General features: G+C 69.9%; 22 protein-coding genes and 1 riboswitch. Of the genes, 9 read left to right on the top strand and 13 right to left on the bottom strand.

Translation table 11 applies throughout. The annotated features are described in order from the left end of the window. Positions 1-196: 196 nt before the first annotated feature. Genes ASG74_RS17740 through ASG74_RS13095 form a run of 4 tightly spaced genes read left to right on the top strand, consistent with a single transcriptional unit; the run spans position 197 to position 2119 of the window. Positions 197-385, top strand: coding sequence for a hypothetical protein (locus ASG74_RS17740; RefSeq protein ID WP_235498959.1), 189 nt, complete (start codon positions 197-199; stop codon positions 383-385). After that, on the top strand, positions 382-708 hold the full coding sequence (locus tag ASG74_RS13105; RefSeq protein WP_082569734.1) for a hypothetical protein: 327 nt from the start codon (positions 382-384) through the stop codon (positions 706-708). The genes ASG74_RS17740 and ASG74_RS13105 overlap by 4 nt, the downstream gene beginning before the upstream one ends. Continuing rightward, positions 705-1529 (top strand): class I SAM-dependent methyltransferase, encoded by an 825-nt coding sequence (locus tag ASG74_RS13100; protein WP_327035157.1) that lies wholly within the window; start codon positions 705-707, stop codon positions 1527-1529. The genes ASG74_RS13105 and ASG74_RS13100 overlap by 4 nt, the downstream gene beginning before the upstream one ends. Continuing rightward, positions 1526-2119 (top strand): GNAT family N-acetyltransferase, encoded by a 594-nt coding sequence (locus ASG74_RS13095; RefSeq protein ID WP_056144267.1) that lies wholly within the window; start codon positions 1526-1528, stop codon positions 2117-2119. Before ASG74_RS13100 ends, ASG74_RS13095 begins: the two co-directional genes overlap by 4 nt. A 174-nt stretch (positions 2120-2293) precedes the next feature. Here the strand turns inward: ASG74_RS13095 and ASG74_RS13090 are convergent, their stop codons facing one another. Genes ASG74_RS13090 through ASG74_RS13080 form a run of 3 tightly spaced genes read right to left on the bottom strand, consistent with a single transcriptional unit; the run spans position 2294 to position 3690 of the window. Next, positions 2294-2806 (bottom strand): putative immunity protein, encoded by a 513-nt coding sequence (locus ASG74_RS13090; RefSeq protein WP_056144264.1) that lies wholly within the window; start codon positions 2804-2806, stop codon positions 2294-2296. A gap of 19 nt (positions 2807-2825) precedes the next feature. Then, positions 2826-3236, bottom strand: coding sequence for a VOC family protein (locus tag ASG74_RS13085; RefSeq protein WP_056144261.1), 411 nt, complete (start codon positions 3234-3236; stop codon positions 2826-2828). A gap of 10 nt (positions 3237-3246) precedes the next feature. After that, positions 3247-3690, bottom strand: a complete 444-nt coding sequence (locus ASG74_RS13080; RefSeq protein WP_056144258.1) for a helix-turn-helix transcriptional regulator — start codon at positions 3688-3690, stop codon at positions 3247-3249. Positions 3691-3787: 97 nt separating this feature from the next. Further along, a riboswitch (guanidine-III (ykkC-III) riboswitch) is annotated at positions 3788-3853 on the top strand. Between the two features lie 12 nt (positions 3854-3865). On the opposite strand from ASG74_RS13080, the gene ASG74_RS13075 reads away from it, so the two are divergent. Next, positions 3866-4180 (top strand): DMT family transporter, encoded by a 315-nt coding sequence (locus ASG74_RS13075; protein WP_056144255.1) that lies wholly within the window; start codon positions 3866-3868, stop codon positions 4178-4180. Here the strand turns inward: ASG74_RS13075 and ASG74_RS13070 are convergent. After that, positions 4164-4517 carry a single-stranded DNA-binding protein gene (locus tag ASG74_RS13070; protein WP_056144252.1) on the bottom strand — a complete coding sequence of 118 codons (354 nt, stop codon included), beginning with the start codon at positions 4515-4517 and terminating at the stop codon, positions 4164-4166. The two genes, ASG74_RS13075 and ASG74_RS13070, sit on opposite strands and share 17 nt — an antisense overlap. Positions 4518-4721: 204 nt before the next feature. Between ASG74_RS13070 and ASG74_RS13065 the strand changes: the two genes are divergently transcribed. From ASG74_RS13065 to ASG74_RS13050, 4 genes are all read left to right on the top strand, one after another. Further along, on the top strand, positions 4722-5471 hold the full coding sequence (locus ASG74_RS13065; RefSeq protein ID WP_056144249.1) for an SGNH/GDSL hydrolase family protein: 750 nt from the start codon (positions 4722-4724) through the stop codon (positions 5469-5471). Between the two features lie 151 nt (positions 5472-5622). Next, a complete protein-coding gene (locus ASG74_RS13060) occupies positions 5623-7083 on the top strand; it encodes a M15 family metallopeptidase (protein WP_056144245.1) in 1461 nt (486 codons plus the stop codon). 49 nt (positions 7084-7132) lie between these two features. After that, a complete protein-coding gene (locus ASG74_RS13055) occupies positions 7133-8518 on the top strand; it encodes an MFS transporter (RefSeq protein WP_056144242.1) in 1386 nt (461 codons plus the stop codon). A 187-nt stretch (positions 8519-8705) separates the two neighbouring features. Further along, the gene (locus tag ASG74_RS13050; protein ID WP_056144237.1) at positions 8706-9068 is read left to right on the top strand and encodes an RNA polymerase-binding protein RbpA; all 363 of its coding nucleotides are present in this window, start codon (positions 8706-8708) and stop codon (positions 9066-9068) included. 121 nt (positions 9069-9189) lie between these two features. On the opposite strand, the gene ASG74_RS13045 is transcribed toward ASG74_RS13050, so the two are convergent. From ASG74_RS13045 to ASG74_RS13005, 9 genes are all read right to left on the bottom strand, one after another. After that, entirely contained in the window at positions 9190-9687 is a 498-nt protein-coding gene (locus ASG74_RS13045) for an FxsA family protein (RefSeq protein WP_235498955.1), read from the bottom strand. Continuing rightward, positions 9684-10460 (bottom strand): polyprenol monophosphomannose synthase, encoded by a 777-nt coding sequence (locus ASG74_RS13040; protein ID WP_056144235.1) that lies wholly within the window; start codon positions 10458-10460, stop codon positions 9684-9686. The genes ASG74_RS13045 and ASG74_RS13040 overlap by 4 nt, the downstream gene beginning before the upstream one ends. Next, positions 10450-12045: an apolipoprotein N-acyltransferase gene (gene lnt / locus ASG74_RS13035; protein ID WP_235498953.1), complete on the bottom strand. Its 1596-nt coding sequence runs from the start codon at positions 12043-12045 to the stop codon at positions 10450-10452. Before lnt ends, ASG74_RS13040 begins: the two co-directional genes overlap by 11 nt. Positions 12046-12068: 23 nt before the next feature. Further along, positions 12069-12464, bottom strand: a complete 396-nt coding sequence (locus ASG74_RS13030) for a hotdog domain-containing protein (protein ID WP_082569732.1) — start codon at positions 12462-12464, stop codon at positions 12069-12071. After that, the gene (locus ASG74_RS13025) at positions 12461-13261 is read right to left on the bottom strand and encodes an OAM dimerization domain-containing protein (RefSeq protein WP_056144228.1); all 801 of its coding nucleotides are present in this window, start codon (positions 13259-13261) and stop codon (positions 12461-12463) included. The genes ASG74_RS13030 and ASG74_RS13025 overlap by 4 nt, the downstream gene beginning before the upstream one ends. Beyond that, positions 13258-14847, bottom strand: a complete 1590-nt coding sequence (locus tag ASG74_RS13020; protein ID WP_082569731.1) for a lysine 5,6-aminomutase subunit alpha — start codon at positions 14845-14847, stop codon at positions 13258-13260. The genes ASG74_RS13025 and ASG74_RS13020 overlap by 4 nt, the downstream gene beginning before the upstream one ends. Before the next feature lie 155 nt (positions 14848-15002). Further along, positions 15003-16208, bottom strand: coding sequence for an acetate/propionate family kinase (locus ASG74_RS13015; RefSeq protein WP_056144226.1), 1206 nt, complete (start codon positions 16206-16208; stop codon positions 15003-15005). Next, positions 16208-18271 carry a phosphate acetyltransferase gene (pta, locus tag ASG74_RS13010; protein ID WP_056144223.1) on the bottom strand — a complete coding sequence of 688 codons (2064 nt, stop codon included), beginning with the start codon at positions 18269-18271 and terminating at the stop codon, positions 16208-16210. Before pta ends, ASG74_RS13015 begins: the two co-directional genes overlap by 1 nt. Before the next feature lie 9 nt (positions 18272-18280). Further along, a complete protein-coding gene (locus ASG74_RS13005; RefSeq protein WP_056144219.1) occupies positions 18281-20710 on the bottom strand; it encodes a phosphoketolase family protein in 2430 nt (809 codons plus the stop codon). Positions 20711-20742 lie beyond the last annotated feature (32 nt).

Here is a 20742-nt window from a genome sequence, read left to right as displayed (position 1 = left end):
CGAATGTCCTCACACTCCAGCGGCGTGTCAGGTCCCAGAGGAGCGACGGCGCAAGTCATAGGGTGCACGATATGGCCGACCTGACCGAACCGTGCCCCAACTGCGGCCAGCTCATGCGTTGGGAGACCTCGCACGAGCGCTGCGACGGATGTGGCTACATCCGCCCGTGCTGCGAGGGCGCGCCCTGTCCCATCCCGTGACGGAGACCCTGTCCGTCGCGGGCTACGGCTCGGACCCGAGAGCGTGCAGGCAGTGGCAGCAGCAGCTGGTCCCTGAGGCGATCGGGACGGCGGTGTGGGCTCATCAGGTGGGCGACGCCGACTTCGAGGCGCAGGGGCGTCGCATGATTGCCAGGGCGCTCGCCAAGGAAGGGACAGACGCGTGAGCACAACCCAGAGCGAGGGACCAGCAGACCCCATGGATCGCAACGCGGTGGATGTGAGTGCGCTCGCCATCAACGTCACGATCCCCGAGGAGTTGCAGTGGACGGACACCCGGCGCGATGAGGAGTTCGTCCTCCTGACCCTCAACGTGCGCTTGCTGCCCGACGGTCACGTCGCGGCCAAGGCCTACGGGCGGCTCGTCGCCGGTGGGCGTGGGGGCTACACCTCGTTCCGGGTTCCCGACCGACCGGAGCTTGCCGGCCTCATCGACGCTGCCGCCACTCGTGCCAGTGAGCTCTGGGCGGCGCACCAGGGGCTGCAGTGACAGAACCGTTGGGGCAGAGGCCTGTTCGCTACACCCATGGGCATGAGGGCGCTGTCCTTGCATCCCATGCCCGCCGTTCGGCGGAGAACTCGTGCGCCTACCTGCTTGCCGTCCTCGAGCCCGGCATGCGCCTCCTCGACGTCGGTTGCGGGCCGGGGACGATCACTGTGGACCTGGCCGAGCGACTGGCCCCGGGTCAGGTCGTGGGAGTCGAACCGGTGGAGCAACCTCTCGTGGCGGCCCGAGCAGAGGCGATGCGCCGGGGCGACACCACGACCCGGTTCGAGATCGCTGACGTGCTGGACCTGCCCTATGACGACGACTCGTTCGACGTCGTCCATGGGCACCAGGTGCTCCAGCACCTCAGCGACCCGGTTCGCGCCCTGAAGGAGATGTCCCGCGTCTGTCGTCCCGGCGGGTGGGTCGCGGCGCGCGACGCCGACTACGGCGCGATGGCCTGGTATCCCGAGGTGCCGGAGCTGGGGGAGTGGCGCACGCTCTACCGCCGTGTGGCCAGGGCCAACGGTGCTGAACCGGACGCGGCCCGGCACGTGCGGGCCTGGGCCCGTGAGGCCGGACTGGGTGAGGTCCAGCTCTCGACGAGCGTGTGGACCTACGCGGACGACGAGGCGTGCAGGTGGTGGGGGGACAGCCAGGCGGCGCGAGTCGGTGGCGCGACGTTCGCGCAGCAGGCCGGGGAGCAGGGTGTCAGCGCGCACGACGTGGCACGCATGGCCACCGGATGGCAGCGATGGGGTGCCTCACCCGATGCGTGGTTCGTCGTCGTCCACGGTGAGCTCCTGGCTCGGGTGGAGCGATGATCCGGCAAGCGAGCATCGAGGACCTGGGGGCGATGCGGCGGGTCTGCGTGCTCACGGGGGACAGCGGCCGAGATGCGACCGGTCGCTGGTCCGACGACGGGCTCATCCCCGATGTCTATCTCGAGCCCTATATGCGCTACCCGGACCGCCTCGCGTGGGTTGTGGACGAGGGCCAGGGGCCCGTCGGCTACGTCATCGCGGTCGCCGACACGGCGGCCTTCGCCGACTGGTGGCGCCGGGAATGGGTCGAGGAGTTCGTCGTCCGTCACGGTCCGGTCGCCGCAGACGAGGACGAGGCCTGGCTGTTCACCGGCGGCACGCAACCGGAGCGCATGGTCGCTCTTGCGGACCTGGATGCGTTCCCGGCCCACCTGCACGTCGACCTGCTTCCTGAGGCGCAGGGCCGCGGCCTGGGACGCCTGCTGCTGCACACCCTGGGCGGAGAGCTCGTCAGTCGGGGCGTGCCCGGCGTGCACCTCGGGGTGGGAACCGACAACCTGGGCGCAGCGGCCTTCTACCGGCGGCTCGGGTTCGACGAGCCGGCGCCCGGCCTCATGACGTCACCGTCCGAACGTCTCGCCTCGGCCTGACTCGGTGGACCGGCGGGGGAGGTCGCACGTCGTGTTGGGAAGGCCGTCGTCGCTGCCTGATCCGCCCTACTTGACATAATGTTGATTATCGGCGGTTTGCGTTGGTGTCCTCAGCAGGCCATGCCGCCCACCCAACGCGGGGTTCAGCGACGTGTGACGCATTCGTGTGCTCGTCTACTGGAAGACGTTCCAGCAGAGGTCGTTGCGTCGCTCCTGGTCCTCCAGGACGAGCGCGCGAACCGCGTCGGGCAGCCGGTCGCGTTGCCACCGGCACTCGAGCCGACCGGCCGCATCGGTCTCGTCGTCCGCAGCCGCGGCGCGTGCGGCCTTGATCGCATAGGCCGCAGCGCCCAGGTCGTGCTCGGCGACGTGAGCGACAACGGCAGCCTGCCCAGCGGCATACGCGGCATGACGGGCTGCACCGTGCAGCTCGCGCGCGGCACCCATGGCATGCCCGCCGGACGCGCGTGTCGGCATCATGGCGAGGTCACCGCGTGTCCAGGCCCGGATGGCCGCGATGGCGTCGCGTGGTCTGGAGTCGTCGGGTCGGCTCGACTCGAAGTGGTGCAGGACGTGCTCGGCGCAGGAAGCGGCCCACAGCGCGAGCAGCCGGTGGTCGGCATCGCTGAGCGTGCCACCGCGGCGGACCGTGATGAGGCGCGGGTCGCGCACCGTCGGCAGGATCATGGTCAGCGGCTCCTGGTGCTCACGACGCCTGGTTGATCCTCACGTGGTTGCCGGCAGGGTCGCGGAAGGCGCAGTCACGCACTCCCCACGGCTGGTCGGTGGGCTCCTGGGTCACCTCGGCCCCGCTGGCCTGGACCCGGTCGAAGGCCTCCTCGAGGTTCGGTGTCGACAGCACGATGGTGGCGAAGGTGCCCTTGGCCATCATCTCGGTGATGGTGTTGCGCTCCTCGTCCGTGATGCCCGGGTCGGCGGCCGGCGGGCTGAGGACGATCGAGGGCTGGCGGCTGCCCGCCGGGGCGACCGTGATCCAGCGCATCGTTCCCCGGCCGACGTCGGCGAGGACGTCGAAACCGAGCGTGTCGCGATAGAAGGCCAGCGAGGCCTCGGGATCGGTATGGGGCAGGAAGCTGTGGGAGATGGCGATGTCCATGTCGTCGACGCTAGTCGCGAGGGTGGGGTGCCGCTTCTCGATTCCTGACCGGTCTGGTGACGGCCTTGGTGACGCAGGACGGCAGCTCGCCATCGGACCGCTCGACCCTCTGGCGGTAGCCGATCGGTGACATCCCGACCAGCTCGCTGAACCTCGTGCTGAACGTGCCGAGCGACGAGAAGCCGACCGTGAAGCACACGTCGGTGACACTGAGGTCGCCTCGGCGCAGCAAGGCCATCGCCCGCTCGATCCGTCGCGTCATGAGGTAGCTGTAGGGCGACTCGCCATAGGCGGCCCTGAACGAGCGACTGAGGTGGCCCGAGGACATGTGGACGTCCTGGGCCAGCGCCTCGACGTTGAGCGGCAGGGCGAACTCCCGGTCCATGCGGTCACGCACCCGGCGCAGCAGGGCGAGGTCCCGCAGCCGGGCCTCACGCGTCGCATCGTCACCCACGGGACCGATCTTCCTCCGTGGGTCGGACACCCGACAGAGCGCCACTCCCCCGGCTGACGCGGGTTTGCCCCCGGCACCGGCGTGTGGGACCTTGGCTCGAGAGCCCGGACTGGGGCTCCCGGACGAGGGGCGCCGTACCCGGAACGCGACAAGACGGCCCAGGGAGACAGTCGTCATGTCGTGGATCGTCCTCGTCCTGTCCGGAGTCCTCGAAGCGGTGTGGGCCACCGCGCTCGGTCGCTCCGAGGGCTTCACCCGGTTGTCGCCGAGCATCACCTTCGGTGTGGCTCTCGCCCTGAGCATGGGCGGCCTCGCCTTCGCGATGCGCGACCTTCCGGTCGGGACGGCGTATGCCGTGTGGGTGGGCATCGGTGCCTCGCTCACCGTGGTCTACGCGATGCTGACGGGGCAGGAGCCGGCCTCCGCGCTGCGCCTCCTCCTCGTCGCGATGATCGTCGCGGGCGTGGTCGGTCTCAAGCTGACGCACTGACCCGACGCCGGGCCAGCTTCGTCACCTCCACCTCGTAGCGGCTCGCCGCGCCCCCAGCGGTCCGGAAGAACCGGCGGCGCAGGGAGCCCGTGACGTGGACGTGGTCGCCGTCGCTCAGGCGTGTGGCAGAGCGACGGGAAGCCTTGGACCAGCAAGCCAGGTCGATCGTGTCGACCGGCCCACCGGCCGGTCGGGCGACGACCAGGCGCAGGGTCACCAGGTCGTCGCCGCTGGGGAGCACCCGGACCTCCGGCTCACCACTCACCCGGCCGGACAGCTCCACGCTGTTGACCGGCTCCATCTCGTCGTCGGACTTCTCCGCGGTCCTCGTCGCCATGCTCCACTCCCCTGCTTCCGCCGCAACGCGGCACCGATGTCAGGTGTCAGCGTGCGACGTGCACAGGGGGCGCTGCCAGCCCCGGACGGCGATCTGTGGACAACGTTGCCTCGATCGCACGCCTGTGGACGACGCTCCGGACGTGCGAGCGGACAGCCTGTGGCCTCCCCGAGCTGCGCGAGGTCTCGTGGAACACTGCACGCTATGAACGACCGCTTCGGGAACGGGGCCCTCGCGGGGCTTCTGGTCCTCACCCTGATCCTCGTCGGCTTCTCGCTGCGCACCCGTGGGCCCGACTCTGCGGCCGCAGGGCCGTCGGCCACCGTGTCCGCGCCGTCGACGGGCACGGTGTCGCCCTCCCCTTCTCCCTCGACCTCGAGTGGACCGGTCGTGTTCCTGGGCGACTCCATGACCGAGGGCAAGAGCGCCAGTGCACCCGCGAAGCGCTGGACCGCCATCGTCGCGGCCGACCTCGGTCTCAAGGAGGTCAACCTCGGTCACGCCCGCACCGGTTACCTGCGCAAGGGCCCCGAGGGCTCGTGCGGTGACAAGGCGTGTCCCAACTTCGAGGGCATCGTCGCGCAGGCCGTCAAGGCCGACCCGTCCACCGTCATCGTCACCGGTGGTGGCAACGACTCGGGCCTTGCGCCCAAGGACTTCTCGCAGGCCGTCTCCGACACCCTCACAGCACTGAAGAAGGCCCTGCCCGACGCCAAGATCTATGTCGTCAACCCCTGGTGGGACCTGCGACCGGTGCCCGACTCGTTGAGCGCGCAGACGTCCAGTGTCAAGCAGGCAGCCGGTGAGGCGAAGGTGAGCTTCCTCGACACCGACCAGCCCCTGGTCGACAAGCCCGGGCTCATGGTGGCCGACGGGACCAACCCCAACGACGCCGGACACGCGGTCCTCGCGAAGGCTGTCACCAAGGCGATGGGAGTCAGCGAGAACGGCTGACAGGCCTCTGGCCCTCATCTAGTCTTTGGGGCAGAGACCGCCGGGTTCAGCCCGGTCCGCAGGGGCAGCTCGTCGAAGCGCCCGGAGAGTGACACCGACCATGCAACGGAGACGACTGTCGCAGTGCGCGGCCGTTCTGACCGCTTCCGCGGTGGCCGCTGTCCTGTCCGTCGGCGTCGCCTCCGCCGAGACGGTCCTGCCGACGACGCCCACGCCCGACCCCACCTCGGTGCTGGTGCCGCAGCTGACTCCGACGCCCACCCCCAGTCCGACCGCCACGGCGACGCCGTCACCCACCACGACGCCATCCCCCGCGACCCGCCCGACCACGACTCCCCCGGGAACGACGACCCCACCCGCGAGCAGCACCACGGCGCCGGCCACGCGACCCTGGATGACGACGGCACCTGCGCCCAGGCCGACTCCTCGCCTTCCCTGGCAGCCGCCGCCACCCGGACAGTCCAACGATGGACCGCGATCCTTCGACCCCGACCAGCTGCTGACCACGACGGACCTGGCCGCGCAGATCGACTCCGCGAACCAGATCTGGGCACAGATCACTGCCTCCAACACCGTCCTGTCCGTCGCCCTCAAGGAGCTGCAGGGCCTGTCCACCCAGTCCAACGCGCTGTTGGAGTCGCTGACCGAGGCACGAGCGGCCGAGACTGCGGCCACGGCGTCCGCGGCGCAGGCCAAGATCGAGCTCGAGGTGCTCCAGGCGCGGCTCGACCGGGCACGCGCCATCGTGCGCGAGTGGGCCTTCCAGGCCTACTCCGAGGGCGGCACCGGTGGCGAGATGCTCTCCATGCTCGACGCGATGCGCGCCGAGGAGGCCGAGGTCGGCGACCCGCTCGGTGACCTGTCCTACCTCACTGACCAACGAGTGCGCGCCCTCGAGGAGGTCCGCGCCCTGACCGCCCGGCAGCGTGAGCTCACGGCGAGCCGCGACGCCGCCCAGAAGGTCGCGACGGACGCCGCCGCCAAGATCGTGCGGGAGAAGGCGGCGCTCGATGTCCTCGTCGAGAAGCAGAAGACCAAGCTGGCCGCCCTGCAGAAGACACAGGCCCAGGATGTCGCCAAGGCGGGTCCGGTCGCGGCCTACCTCGTGGGCATCCAGACGCCGGAGGCCAAGGCCGCCTACGTCAAGCTGCAGAAGGTCCTCGGTGCCCCGATCGCCGCAGCCGGCGTCGGCAAGCCCTGCAGCACGGCCTCGGGCTCCTACCCCAACGGCATGTTCCCTGCGGCGGCCCTCTGTCCGCTGTGGCAGGCCTCCGGCGAGATGCTCTCTCCCCGTGCCGCGGCCGCCTTCAACGCCATGAGCCAGGCCTACGCCCGCCAGACCGGCAGCCCGATCTGCGTCACGGACTCCTACCGTTCGCTTCCCGACCAGTACTCCACCAAGGCCAAGCGCGGACGCTTCGCCGCACGGCCCGGCACGAGCCGTCACGGCCTCGGGATGGCGCTGGACCTGTGTGGCGGCATCAACAACTTCGGCTCGCCGGCCCACCTCTGGATGAAGCAGAACGCACCGCTCTACGGCTGGTTCCACCCGAGCTGGGCCTCCCCCTCGGGTGCCACCCCCGAGCCCTGGCACTGGGAGTACGTGGGCTGAGTAGACATACTCGCGCGCTTCCCCCGCCCGGTGTGTCACAGTTCGGCACATGACGACGCAGTCGGCCACCCAGGTCACCGAGGACTACAGCGCCAACGCCCGTTTCCAACGCCCTTGGTACTGGTACGACTGGGCGAACTCCGCCTTCGTCACGACCACCGCCACGGTCCTGTTCGGTCCCTACCTGACCTCGATCGCGACGGAGGCGGCGTGCCCCGGGCTGGCTGACGGGGCGGACTGCACGACCGACCTCAACGTCCTCGGCGTCCCGATCGACCCGGGTTCGCTCCATCCCTACACGGTGGGCCTGTCCACCTTCGTCGGCGCTGTCCTGCTGATCTTCGTCGGCGCCATCGCCGACCGGACCAAGCGGCCGGCGCGCCTGATGGGGCTCTTCGCAGCGATCGGTGCCACGGCGGCGTCCCTCATGTTCTTCGTCAAGGGCACCAACTGGCAGCTCGGTGTCGTGCTCCTCATGGTCGCGAGCATCGCGCTCGGCGCCTCGCTCGTGGTTTACGACGCCATCCTCGTGCGCATTGCCACGCCCGACGACCGGGACAAGGTGTCGTCGCGCGGGTGGGCCCTGGGCTACCTCGGAGGTGGGCTCCTGCTCGCGGTGAACTTCCTCATGCTCAGCAACAAGGACACCTTCGGTGGCACCGGACAGGCGGTGCGCATCAGCATGCTCATGGCCGGCCTGTGGTGGGGGCTCTTCACCCTCATCCCCGTCCTGGGGATGTGGCAGCTGCGTGGCGTCGAACGACCCGCGGTGGCGGCCAAGGCAGGGGTCGTCGGCGGCAGCGTGCGACAGCTCAAGGACACCTTCAGGCACCTGCTGTCGCTGCGACAGACGCTCCTCTTCCTCGTCGCCTACATGTTCTTCAACGACGGCATCCAGACCGTCATCGGCCAGTCGAGCCTCTACGGCACCGCCGAGCTGGGGTTCTCCGAGACCACGATGCTCACGTTGTTCCTCATGGTGCAGTTCGTCGCGTTCGGTGGAGCGCTGCTCTTCGGACAGGTCGCCGGCAGCCTCGGCGCTTGGCGCACCGTGCTCGGTGGGATCGTCCTGTGGCTGCTCGTCATCGTCGCCGCGTTCTTCGTCCCCGAGAAGGCCGTGGCGGCCCTCTTCGCCCTGGGCGTGGGCATCGGGCTCGTCATGGGTGGCACCCAGGCGCTGAGCCGCTCGATGTACTCGCAACTGGTCCCCCGCGACCGCGAGGCCGAGTTCTTCAGCCTCTACCAGGCCCTCGAGCGCGGGACCAGCTGGTTCGGTGCGGTGATCTTCGGTGTGGTCCACCAGCTCACCGACTCCTACCGCCCGGCGATCCTCGCCCTGATGATCTTCTTCGTGGTCGGCGGGATCCTCCTCGCCAAGGTCGACATGCGCCGGGGCATCCTCGAGGCCGGCAACGATGTGCCAGCAGTGGTCTGAGTCCGCTAGACTGATATGTCGCGCCTCAAGGGCGTGATTCCAGTCACAGGGGGACCCGCGCCCTGAACGGGCAGCGTCGAGGCCATCGCTGTTCTCGGAACAACGGTCGATGTTCAACCGTTCCATCTGTGACACCCGGCGCCAGCACCCACCCGTCGGGATCCACGAATTCGTTGGGAGACACCCCATGGCAGAACGCAGCCTGCGCGGCAGCCGACTCGGCGCCCTCAGCATGGAGACGGACGAGAACGTCGTCCCGAGCGAGCGTCAGATCACGACCTACCTGTGCCCCCAGGGCCACCGGATCGAGCTTCCGTTCTCGATCGAGGCCGAGATCCCGGCAGTCTGGGAGTGCCGCTGCGGCGAGGAGGCCAAGCTCCAGGGCGGTGGCCCCGAGCCCGAGGCCAAGCCCGTCAAGCCGGCTCGCACGCACTGGGACATGCTCCTCGAGCGTCGTTCCATCCCCGAGCTCGAGGAGCTCCTCGAGGAGCGCCTCACCCTCCTGCGCGCCTCGCGCGGTGAGAAGCCGGGCAAGAAGAAGTCCGCCTGAGGGTCTCCCCCACAGACGCCGTATGCCGTGTGCCCACCAAGGGCACACGGCATACGTGCATTTCGGCCCACCCCAGCCACCGCATCGACTGATTGCCCGTTGGGCTGCGCCCAACGGGCAATCAGTCGATGACTTCGCCGCGGATGGTGCCCTGGGCTCCGGGGTTCGACGGGCCGTCCGGGCCCGGGAAGGGCATGCGCACCAGCACCCGGCTCGTGACGAAGGCCTCGAGGAGGCGACGGGCGAGGCCGCGGGTGAAGGGCAGGACGAAGAAGAGTCCGATGACGTCGCTGACGAAGCCGGGCAGCAGCAGGAATGCTCCGCCGATGAGGATGAGCACCCCGTCGGCGATCTCGCGGCTGGGCATGCGGCCGGTCCGCGAGGCCTCGCGCAGGGCCTTCCAGGTGCGTGAGCCCTCACGGCGCATGAGCCACGTGCCGAGCAGCGTGAGCAGGAGCCAGGCGGCCAGGGTCCATCCGAGGCCGATCGTCCTGCCGACGGCGATGAGGACCGCGATCTCGATGATGGGGGCGAGGACGAGCCCCACGAGCACGTAGGTCAGCCAGCGCGGCCGCTTGCGTCGCCGCGCGTAGGGGGTGGAGCCGATCGGGGTGGTCACAACGTGTGCCAACGAGTGCGGCCGGTCAGCCGTTCCTTCACCTGCTCGGTGCGGCGCTTAATGCCCCAGCCGGTGATGCGGCTCAGCGACTCGCGCACGATGCTCTGGTCCATCTTGGACTCGCCGTGCTCGCGCTCCACGAAGGTGATGGGCACCTCGACGACGACGAGCCCTGCCAGCACCGCACGCCGCGTGAGGTCCACCTGGAAGCAGTAGCCCGCGGACTCGACCGTGGCGAGGTCGAGCTGCCTGAGCACCGCCGAGCGGTAGACGCGGTAGCCGGCGGTCGCGTCGTTGACGTGCATGCCGAGCACGAGCCGGGTGTAGATGTTGCCGCCGACGCTGAGGACCTTGCGGTGCGTCGGCCAGTTGACGACCTCACCTCCCTTGACCCACCGAGAACCGATGACGACGTCGGCCTCCTCGGCCGCTCGCAGCAGGCGGCGCAGGTCCTCGGGCCGGTGCGAGCCGTCGGCGTCCATCTCGACGAGCGCGTCGTAGCCCTGCTCGAGTGCCCACGCGAAACCATGCAGGTATGCCGCCCCGAGACCTTCCTTGCCCGCCCGGTGCAGGACGTGGACCTGGTCGTCTGCCTCGGCCAGCTCGTCCGCCAGCGCGCCGGTGCCGTCGGGAGAGTTGTCGTCGAGGACGCACACGTCCACCTCGGGGACGGCACGACGCAGTCGCTCGACGATGGTGGGCAGGTTCTCGCGCTCGTTGTAGGTCGGGATGAGGACGACAACGCGGTCGAGGGGCGGACGCTCAGTCACCATGGTCCTTCGTCGGTGCAGCCGAAACAGGTCGTCCGACCCTAACCTCTCGGCCCACCACCACGGCGAATCCGAGCATCGCCAGGAGGATTCCACCGGCGAGCCACTCTGGCCACGGCCCGAGCCGGTCGGCGACCGTCTTGGCCGTGCGGATGGTCACCGACCCGATCCGCTGCTCGGCCGTGAACAGCCCGGTCTTACCCGTCACCGAGCCGTCCGGGGCGATGAACCCCGAGACCCCGACCGTCGACACGTGGGCGACCGAGCGCCCGTGCTCGATGGCGCGGATCCGGGAGATGGCGAACTGCTGCTCGGACTCCGCGGTGTAGCCGAACGTCGCGTTGTTGGTCTGGACCAGGAGCAGGCTCGCGTCCTTGCCGGGCTGGTTCACCGAGTTCCGCATGAGGCCGTCGTAGGCAACCTCGAAGCAGATCGTCGGCAGGGCCCAGTAGCTGCCCGACGGTGCACGGACGTCGAACGCACCGAGCTCGGTGCCCTTGGCGAAGTCCTTGGTCACCAGGTCGACCTTGTCGCTGAAGTTGCGGAAGAAGGAGCGGTAGGGGATGTACTCGGCGAACGGCACGGGATGGTTCTTGACGTAGCGCTCGGGCTCACCTCCCCCGGGGCGGTAGAACAGCGAGACGTTGGAGACCTCGGGCTCCGGCTCCTGCAGGACGGCGCCGACGATGATCGGCACTCCGACGGCGCTCACCGCGCGCTGCACCTGTGCGGCGGCATCGGCGTTGCGGATGGGGTCGATGTCCGAGGCGTTCTCGGGCCAGACGACCAGGCTCAGCGGTTGCCCGAGCCCCTCCCCCGCGCCGCCCTTGATCTTCTGCGCCAGCAGCTCGGTTCCCCGGACGTGGTTGTCGAGGACGGCGCGACGCTCGGCGTTGAAGTCCAGCCCGGGGTGCGGGACATTGCCCTGCACCATCCCGACCGTGACCTTCCGGCCGTCGACGGGTGGGACGAGCAGCAGCCCCACGAGGGCGACGAAACCGACGGTCAGCCCGAGCTGCAGCACGGCGAAGCGCCAGCTGTCCCGCAGCGCGAGAGCCGCCAGGAGCAGCTCGGTACCCACCAGTGCGACGGCGAAGGTGACTCCGGGAGCGCCGAGCCACTGGGCGACGTTGGCGAGCGGGCTGTCGGCCTGGCTGAAGGCCAGCCGTGCCCACGGGAAGCCGCCGAACGGCGTCGTGCCCCGAGCGAGCTCCTGGCCGACCCACGCCAGGGGGATGACGGCATACGCCAGGTCGCCCCAGCGCGCGCGGAGTCGCTGACCCACGAAGCCGACGACGGCGCACATGACCCCGAAGTAGAGCGCCTCGAGGGTCGCGAGCGCGAACCACGGCAGGCGGCCGACATAGATGCCGGTCCATGACAGCACGGGCACGAAGAACGCCCATCCTGCGACGAGACCGAGCACGAACCCTCGACGGCCGCCGACGTCGATCGTCACCGCGCCGAGCAGGCCCACGGCCACCGGCGCGAGCCACCACAGGTTGTGCTCGGGGAAGGCCAGCCACAGCAGGAGCCCACTGAGGAGCGCACCGAGGAGGCGCACGGCATACGGAGTCTTCGGTGGCACGCAGACACCGTAGGTCACCGACCTCAGCGCGCAGGCACCACCACGACGCCACGCGCCGTCGTCGCCACGACGGCGGGCTCGAGGACGTCGGCCGCGGACTCGCCCCGCTCGGGGTTGCCGCGGGCCACGACGCGCACCGCGAACTCCATCTCACGGCTGCGGGTGCCGACCCGGACCAGCGTCGCCTCGATCTCGATGCAGTCGCCGGCGCGCACGGGCGCGAGGAACTGCACGTCGCTGTAGGACGCGAACAGGCCCTCGTCGCCGTCGGTGACGATGCACATCTCGGTGGCGACGTCACCGAAGGCGGCCAAGGAGTAGGCGCCGTCGACGAGGTTGCCCGCGTAGTGCGCGTGGCTGTAGGGCACGTAGCGACGGTGGGTGACCGTCGTGCCGACAGTTGCGGTCATGGTGCTCATGCTCCCTTGCTCTGACGGGACACCGAAGCCTGCGGCACGAGTGCGTGCACGAGGTAGCTCGCGACCTCGCCGGGCGTCGTGCCCCGGCCGAAGATCCGGTCCACACCGAGCGACCCGGCGGACCCTTCCTCGAAGCGCGGTCCGCCGACGACGAGCAGCGGAACCTTGCCCGCGGGGAACGCCTCGCGGAAGGCCGCCGACATCGCCGTCGTGTTGGAGATGTGGGCGTCTCGCTGGGTGACGACCTGGCTGACGAGGACGGCGTCTGCCTTCTCCTCGCGGGCGCGCTCGACGAGCTCGGGGATGAGCACCTGCGCGCCGAGGTTCACGACCTTGACCTCGCGGTGGTACTCCAGCCCCTTCTCCCCCGCGAAGCCCTTGATGTTGAGGATCGCGTCGATGCCGACGGTGTGGGCGTCGGTGCCGATGCAGGCCCCGACGACGACGAGCTTGCGACGCAGGTGGCGTTTGATCGCGGTGTTGATCTCCTTGCCCGAGAGCAGGGGAAACTCGCGCTCGACCACCTCGACGAGCCCGGGCTCGACGAGGTGCTTCACCGGCCCGTAGACGACGAAGAAGGTGAACCCCTCACCGATCGCCTTGGCATGGACGACGAGCGCCGGTTCGATGCCCATCCTGCTGGCGAGCTGGAGGGCGGCGCCCTCGGCGCGCTTGCCGTTGGGCATGGGCAGGGTGAACGACACCTGCACCATGCCGTCGCCGGTCTGGTCGCCATAGGGCCGGAGAACCGAGGGAAGCTCGGTGACGCCGCTCTCGTCGCTGGTCACAGCGCTCATCGGGTCGCCCCTGTCTCGAGGAGGGTGGTCGCGGGGTTGTCGTAGCCGTCGGCGCGCTCGACGACGCCGTCGAGGCCCTTGCCGGCCGTCGCGGGCCGCTTCATCTCGCCGAACGTGCCGTCGGCGATCGCCTCGAGCAGCGGTGCCCTGCCGGGCTCGTCGGTGATCTGCTGGAGCAGGTCGATCGCCTCGCCGAGGACCTGACGGGCGCGGGTCTGGATGAAGCCGTCGCGGGGCGGGTGGAAGTCCTCGGTGAGGCCGCCGGCCGCGTTGAGGACGTAGCGGACGTTCTGCAGGGCGATGTCGCGGTCGGAGATCCACGGGGTCACGACGGCCTCGGTCATCATGCCGACGAGGAGGATGCCCTGCCCGGTGAGGGCGCCGACGAGGTTGAAGAACCCGTCGAGCAGGTTGCCCCGGAAGACGTCACCGGTCATGTGCTTGGTGGGCGGCATCCACTTCAGCGGCGCGTCCGGGAACAGGGTGCGGGCGAGCAGCGCGTGGGAGAGCTCCATCCGGAAGCTGTCCTTGAGGTCGGGGTTGATCTCGAACGCGTGGCCCAGCCCGAGCTGCCAGTCCTCGAGCCCGGCCTCCTTGGCGAAGTACTCGTTGAGCAGCTGGCTCACGGTGACGGTGTGGGCGGCCTCGACGGCGTCGCTCGTCGTGAGGTAGTTGTCCTCGCCGGTGTTGATGATGATTCCGGCGCGCGCGTGCACCTGGCGGCTGAAGCGCTGGTCCACGAACGTGCGGATGGGGTTGATGTCGCGGAAGAGGATGCCGTACATGGAGTCGTTGAGCATCATGTCGAGGCGCTCCATGCCCGCGAGCGCCGCGATCTCGGGCATGCACAGCCCGGACGCGTAGTTGGTCAGGCGGATGTAGCGCCCGACCTCCTTGCTCGTCTCGTCGAGCGCGGCCCGCATGAGCCGGAAGTTCTCCTGGGTGGCGTAGGTCCCCGCGTAGCCCTCGCGGGTCGCACCCTCGGGCACGTAGTCGAGCAGGCTCTGCCCCGTGGAACGGATGACGGCGATGACGTCGGCGCCCTCGCGAGCGGCGGCCTGGGCCTGCGGGATGTCCTCGTAGATGTCACCGGTGGCGACGATGAGATAGATCCAGGGCCGCTGCTCCGGGTCACCGTGACGCTTGACGAGCCGTTCGCGTGCAGCACGCTGGCGGTCGATCGTCCGTATGCCGTGTGCCACCGCCTGCCGGGACTGCTTGGCTGCCGCCGTGGCGTCCTTGCCCTCGGGCAGGCGGAAGTCGACGGAACGGCTGCTCGCCATCTGGGCCAGCGTGAGCAGGTCGGGGGCCGCACCCCGTCGTAGGGCGTCCCACACCGGCTGCGTGACTCCGTGCTCCAGGCCGACGCCCTCACGGACGGCGTCCACGAGGTGGTTGACCCACGGCACCCGCTCGTGGTCGGCACCGGACAGTCCCGCGAGCCGCAGCGTGGCGCGCTCGACCGAGACGGTCGTGTGGCGGCTGGCGATGTCGACGACCGGCTTGCCGACCTTGCGGGCCAGCGTGCGGGCGCGACGGACGTCGGCTCGGTCGAGCTCGAGCAGGGGTGGGGTACGCGAAGACACGCGGCAAATCTAGCAGCGAGGGGGAGGACTTGCGGCACAGGCCACGCTGGGCCGGAAATCCTGCTCCTTGGGGCGCTTGGCCGTCACCAGCGGTTGCTGTTGACGCCTGCGTCGTCAAGGGAGGAGACGACGACGCCCAGGACGTGGCTGGGCCGCTACCGGATAGTCCGATCTCCCACAAGGTCGAGGCAGGCGCGGGCGATCTCCAGCTCCTCGTTGGTCGGGACGACCCACGCGGGAATCCGGCTCCCGTCGGTGGTGACACGCCTTTCGGGCTCCCCCTCGTCATTGGCACCTGTGTCGAGCTCAACGCCCAGGACGCCGAGCCCGCTCAGCACCTCGGCCCGCACGAGGCTGCTGTTCTCGCCGATGCCTCCCGTGAAGGCGAGCGCGTCGACGCGACCCAGCACCACGGCATACGCGCCGATGTACTTCCGCAGCCGGTGGGCCATCACGTCGACCGCGAGGGCCGCGTCGGCATCGCCGTCGGCACGCCGGGACTCGACCTCCCGCAGGTCCGAGACGCCGGCCAGCCCCAGGAGCCCGCTCTCCTTGTTGAGTGCGGTCTCGTATGCCGTCCCGTCCAGTCCCGCGACCCGCTGGAGGTAGGCGCCGAGGGCCGGGTCGACGTCGCCCGAGCGGGTGCCCATGACGAGGCCCTCGAGCGGTGAGAGACCCATCGAGGTGTCGACGCTCTCGCCGCCAAGCACTGCGCAGGCGCTTGCCCCGTTGCCGAGGTGGAGGACGATGACGTTGCAGGCGCCCGGCTCCCGCCCGACCAGCTCGGCCGTTCGACGGGAGACATAACGGTGCGACGTGCCGTGGAAGCCATAGCGGCGGACCCTGTGGTCCTCGCGCCACGGTGCGGGCACGGCATACGTGTGGGCTGCCGCAGGCAGGGTCTGGTGGAACGCGGTGTCGAACACGGCCACCTGAGGGGTGTCCGGGAACCGCGACAGCGCCCCACGGATGCCTTCGAGGTTGCCCGGGTTGTGCAGCGGGGCGAGTGGGATGAGCTCCTCGATCGCACTCACGACAGCGTCGTCGATGATCACCGGCTCCCTGAAGCTCGGGCCTCCGTGCACCACCCGGTGGCCGACCGCGAAGAGGTCGAGCTCGTCGAGGTCCGGCCCGTGCTCGCGCAGCGCGGCCCGGGCTGCGTCGAGCGCCTCGGTGTGGTCGTGACAGGTGACCTGCCGCTCGTGGCGCTGCCCGTTCGAGGTGTGCCTCAGGCGTCCCGGTCCGCCGATCCGCTCGACGATCCCGGAGGCCGCGGTCCCTCCCGAGGCGGCGTCGAGCACCTGGTACTTCAGCGATGACGACCCTGCGTTGACGACGAGGACGATGCGGGATCGCGCCATCAGGCTCGTGCCTGGATCGCAGTGATGGCGATGGTGTTGACGATGTCTCGCACGAGCGCTCCCCTGGAGAGGTCGTTGATGGGCCGCCGCAGACCTTGGAGCACGGGGCCGATGGCCACGGCCGAGGCGCTGCGCTGGACGGCCTTGTAGGTGTTGTTGCCGGTGTTGAGGTCGGGGAAGACGAGCACCGTGGCCCGTCCCGCGACGGGGCTGTCCTTGAGCTTGGTCCTCGCCACGTGGGGATCCACCGCGGCGTCGTACTGGATGGGTCCCTCGATGAGCAGCTCCGGGGCACGCTGGCGCACCAGCGCGGTCGCCTCCCGGACCTTGTCGACGTCGGCGCCGCTCCCGGAGCCCCCCGTGGAGTAGGACAGCATCGCGACCCGCGGCTCGATGCCGAACTGCAGGGCGGTCGCGGCAGAGCTGATGGCGATGTCCGCGAGCTGCGCGGCCGTGGGGTCGGGGTTGACCGCACAGTCGCCGTAGACGAGGACGCGGTCGGCCAGGCACATGAGGAAGACGCTCGAGACGATGGAGACGTCCGGCGTCGTCCGCACGATCTCCAGGGCTGGACGGATGGTGTGCGCCGTCGTCGTGATGGACCCCGAGACCATCCCGTCGGCCAGCCCGTCCTGGACCATCATCGTCGCGAAGTAGGCGCCGTCCGCGACGATGTCGAAGGCCTGGTCGTGGGTCACGCCCTTGTGCGCCCGCAGCTGTGCGTACTCGGTCGCGAACCGCTCGCGCATCGCACTCGTGAGCGGGTCCACGATGTGGGCGTCACCGAGGTCGACGTCGGCGGCGGCCGCAGCGGCGCGCACGTCGTCGGGCGCACCGAGCAGCGTCACCCGTGCGAGGTCGCGTTCGCGAACGATGGCCGCGGCCTGCAGGATCCGGGGCTCGGTGCCCTCCGGCAGGACGATGTGGGCCTGCGCGCTGCGGGCGCGCTCGGCAAGCAGGTGCTCGAACATCAGGGGCGTGACCGGCGCGCCGGCGGGCATCTCCGGGAGGTCGGGCCAGGTCTTCGCATCGAGGGCGGCGTCGACCATGGACACCGCCGCGTCGATCTTGCGGGTCGCGTCGAGCGTGATCCGTCCCCGTGCCGCGCCGAGGAGCGAGGCGGTCGCCATGGTGCCGCCTGCGGTCGCGACCACCGGAAGCCGGATGTCGAGTCCCTCGATGAGCCGCTGGATCTGCGGGGCGAGATCGAAGCCTCCGTTGAGCACGATTCCGGACAGGCTCGGGAAGGTGCTCGACCGGTGGGCCAGGATCGCCCCGAGCACCACGTCCTCGCGGTCGCCGGGCGCGATGACCACACCTCCCTCGATGAGCCGGTCCAGGACGTGCGGCATCGTCATGGCCGCGACGACGAGGCCCATGCTCTCCCGGTCCAGGAGGTCGGGGTCGCCGTGGACGAGCCGGCCGTCACACGCCGCGACGAGGTCCCTCACCGTCGGAGCGCGCAGGACCGGGGTCTCCGGAAGCGCCTGGGCGGCGAGCGAGGGGAAGCACTCGGCGAGCCGGGCCCGGGTCGCCGCCAGGCGGTCCACGGGCACCTGGTTCGCGAGCACGCCGGCCACGTGGGCATGGTGCTCACGCGCTGCACTGACCGAGATCTCGGCAGAGGTGACGATGTCCTCGGGCTGCCGGTCGAGGGCCGGCACCACGAGAATCATGCGGGACCCGAGGTTGGCCGCGATCCGAGCGTTGACGACGAACTCGGTCGGGGCCGCGACGTCGCTGAAGTCCGAGCCCACCACGAGGACCATGTCGTGTCCGTGTGCCACCTCGTGGAACCGGTCGACGATGAGGCCCATCGCGTGCTCGGGGTTGGCGTGCATGTCCTCGTAGGTGACGCCGCACGCGTCGCCGACGGACAGCGGCGTGGCGGGCAGCTGGCTCAGCAACGTCTCGAGCAGGGCGTCGGACTCACCCGAGCGCACGACCGGGCGGAAGACCCCGACCCGGCCGACGGTCCTTCCCAGGCGGTGGAGGAGCCCGACGGCCACGGCGGACTTGCCCGATCGCGCCTCGGTTCCGGCGAGGTAGAGGTTGCTCGGCATGGGTGGAAACTACGCCGTCCCGGTCGTGGGGAGCCCAGCCCACGTCCACTGTGCGACATCCGGCATGTCCTCGAGGTGCTCGCGGATGTAGGTGGCGTGCTCGGCCAGCCGACGGTCGCAGAGGTCGTCGAGCGCCTGCCAGCCGGCGACTCGGCGTCCGGCTCGGCGAAGCACCTCCTTGGCCAGGTGGAACCGGCTCATCCGGTTGAGGACGACCATGTCGAAGGGAGTGGTCGTCGTGCCCTGCTCGCTGAAGCCACGCACGTGGAACCTTCCGGGAGCGGTGCGTCCGTGGATGAGCTGGTGCACGGCTCGTGGGTAGCCGTGGAACGCGAAGACGACGTGACGGTCCGCGGTGAACAGGTCGTCGAACTGGGTGTCCGAGAAGCCGTGGGGGTGGTCGGCCTCCGGCAGGAGCGCCATGAGGTCGACCACGTTGACGAAGCGCACCTTGAGCTCCGGAGTGTGCTCGGCGAGGAGCTCGGCAGCAGCCAGGGCCTCCTGGGTGGGGACGTCACCGGCGCAGGCCAGCACGATGTCGGGCTGTTCGTCCTGACCCGCAGTGCTTGCCCAGTCCCAGACGCCCGCCCCGGCAGCGCAGTGCCGGTTCGCCTCCTCGAGCGAGAGGTACTGCAGGTGCTTCTGCTTGTCGACGACGATGAGGTTGACGTGGTCGGTGCTGCGCAGGCAGTGATCCATCATGCTCAGGGTCGTGTTGGCGTCCGGGGGGAACCACACGCGCACGACCTCCGGGGAGAGGGGAATGAGGCTGTCGATGAGCCCGGGGCCCTGGTGGGAGAAGCCGTTGTGGTCATTGCGCCAGCACGTGCTCGTGAGCAGCAGGTTGAGCGACGCGACCGGTTCCCGCCACGGCAGGGTGTTGGCGTGCTGCAGCCACTTGGTGTGCTGGATGGCCATCGAGGCCGAGACCATGGCGAACGCCTCGTAGGTCGCGAAGACCCCGTGTCGCCCGGTCAGGGTGTAGCCCTCGAGCCAGCCCTGGCACAGGTGCTCGCTGAGCACCTCCATGACCCGGCCGTCGGGTCCGAGGGAGCGGTCGGTGTCGAGCAGCGGACCCATGAAGCACCGATCGGTCACCTCGAAGACCGCCTGGAGCCGGTTGCTGGCGGTCTCGTCCGGGCTGAACAGCCGGAACGTGCCTCCCCCGTCCGGCGTCGTCGTGGCCGCGTAGAGGTCACGCATGAGCTGCCCGGTGGTGACCGTGTTCTCCACGAGCTCGCGCCCACGGCCTGTGGGGGCGACGGCAACCTCGTACGCCGTCGTGTCGGGCATCGGCAGGTCGCTGCGCAGCCGTCCTCCGTTGGCGTGGGGCGTGGCGGACATCCTCAGGTCCCCTGTGGGAGCCAGCTCCCTCAGCTCGGGCACGAGGCGCCCCTGCGCGTCGAAGAGCTCCTCGGGCCGGTAGCTGCGCAGCCAGTCCTCGAGCATCCGCACGTGCTCGGGGTTGTCGGCCAGCCCGGCGAGCGGCACCTGGTGGGCGAGGTTGGTCCCCTCGACCTGGACCCCGTCGACGACCTTGGGGCTGGTCCACCCCTTGGGCGTGCGCAGGATGATCGCCGGCCACAGGGTTCCTGCTCCCCCGTCGTCGGACGGCGCACCCTGCCCCTGCCGGGCCAAGTTCTGGATGTGGCGGATCCGCTCGTGTGCCCGGGCCAGCGCGTCGTGCAGCGCGGGGAAGACCTGTTCCGGGTCGTCACCGCTCACCGTGACCGGGTCCCAGCCCTGGCTGCGCAGGTAGGCCTCGACCTCTGCGTCGTCGGTGCGCCCGAGAACCGTGGGTCCCGCGATCTTGTAGCCGTTGAGGTGCACGATCGGGAGCACGGCGCCGTCGCGTCGGGGGTTGAGGAAGAAGGGCAGCCGCCACGACGCGCAGAGCGGGCCGGTCTCTGCCTCTCCGTCACCCACGACGCAGGCGACGACGAGGTCGGGGTTGTCGAAGGCCGCCCCAGCGGCATGGGCGAGCGCGTAGCCGAGCTCCCCGCCCTCGTGGATGCTTCCCGGGGTCTGCACGCTGACGTGGCTGGGCACCCCACCGGGGGTGGAGAACTGGCGGAACAAGGCGCGCACACCGGCCGCGTCGTCTCCCACCGCGGGATAGATCTCGCTGTAGGTGCCCTCGAGCCAGGCAGCGGCGACGAGGGCAGGTCCCCCGTGACCGGGCCCGGTGACATAGAGCCAGTGCCAGTTGGTCTGGCGGATGCGCCGGTTGACCAGCGCATAGATCATCGACAGACCCGGGCTCGTCCCCCAGTGACCGAGCAGCCGCGGCTTGATGTGCTCGATGGCGAGTGTCTCCTGCAGGAGCGCGTTCTCGCGCAGGTAGATCTGTCCGACGGTCAGGTAGTTGGCTGCAGCCCACCACCTGAGGTCGAGCTCCAGCTCGTGGGCGGAATAGGGCGCAGTCGTGCTCTCCGTCATGAGTTCATGCCATCACGGTGCACGGGTGCTCC

Source organism: Knoellia sp. Soil729, from assembly GCF_001427985.1.
GTDB lineage: Bacteria > Actinomycetota > Actinomycetes > Actinomycetales > Dermatophilaceae > Knoellia.
The sequence above is the reverse complement of the archived record's forward strand: the minus strand, read 5'-3'. Positions and strand labels throughout refer to the sequence as shown.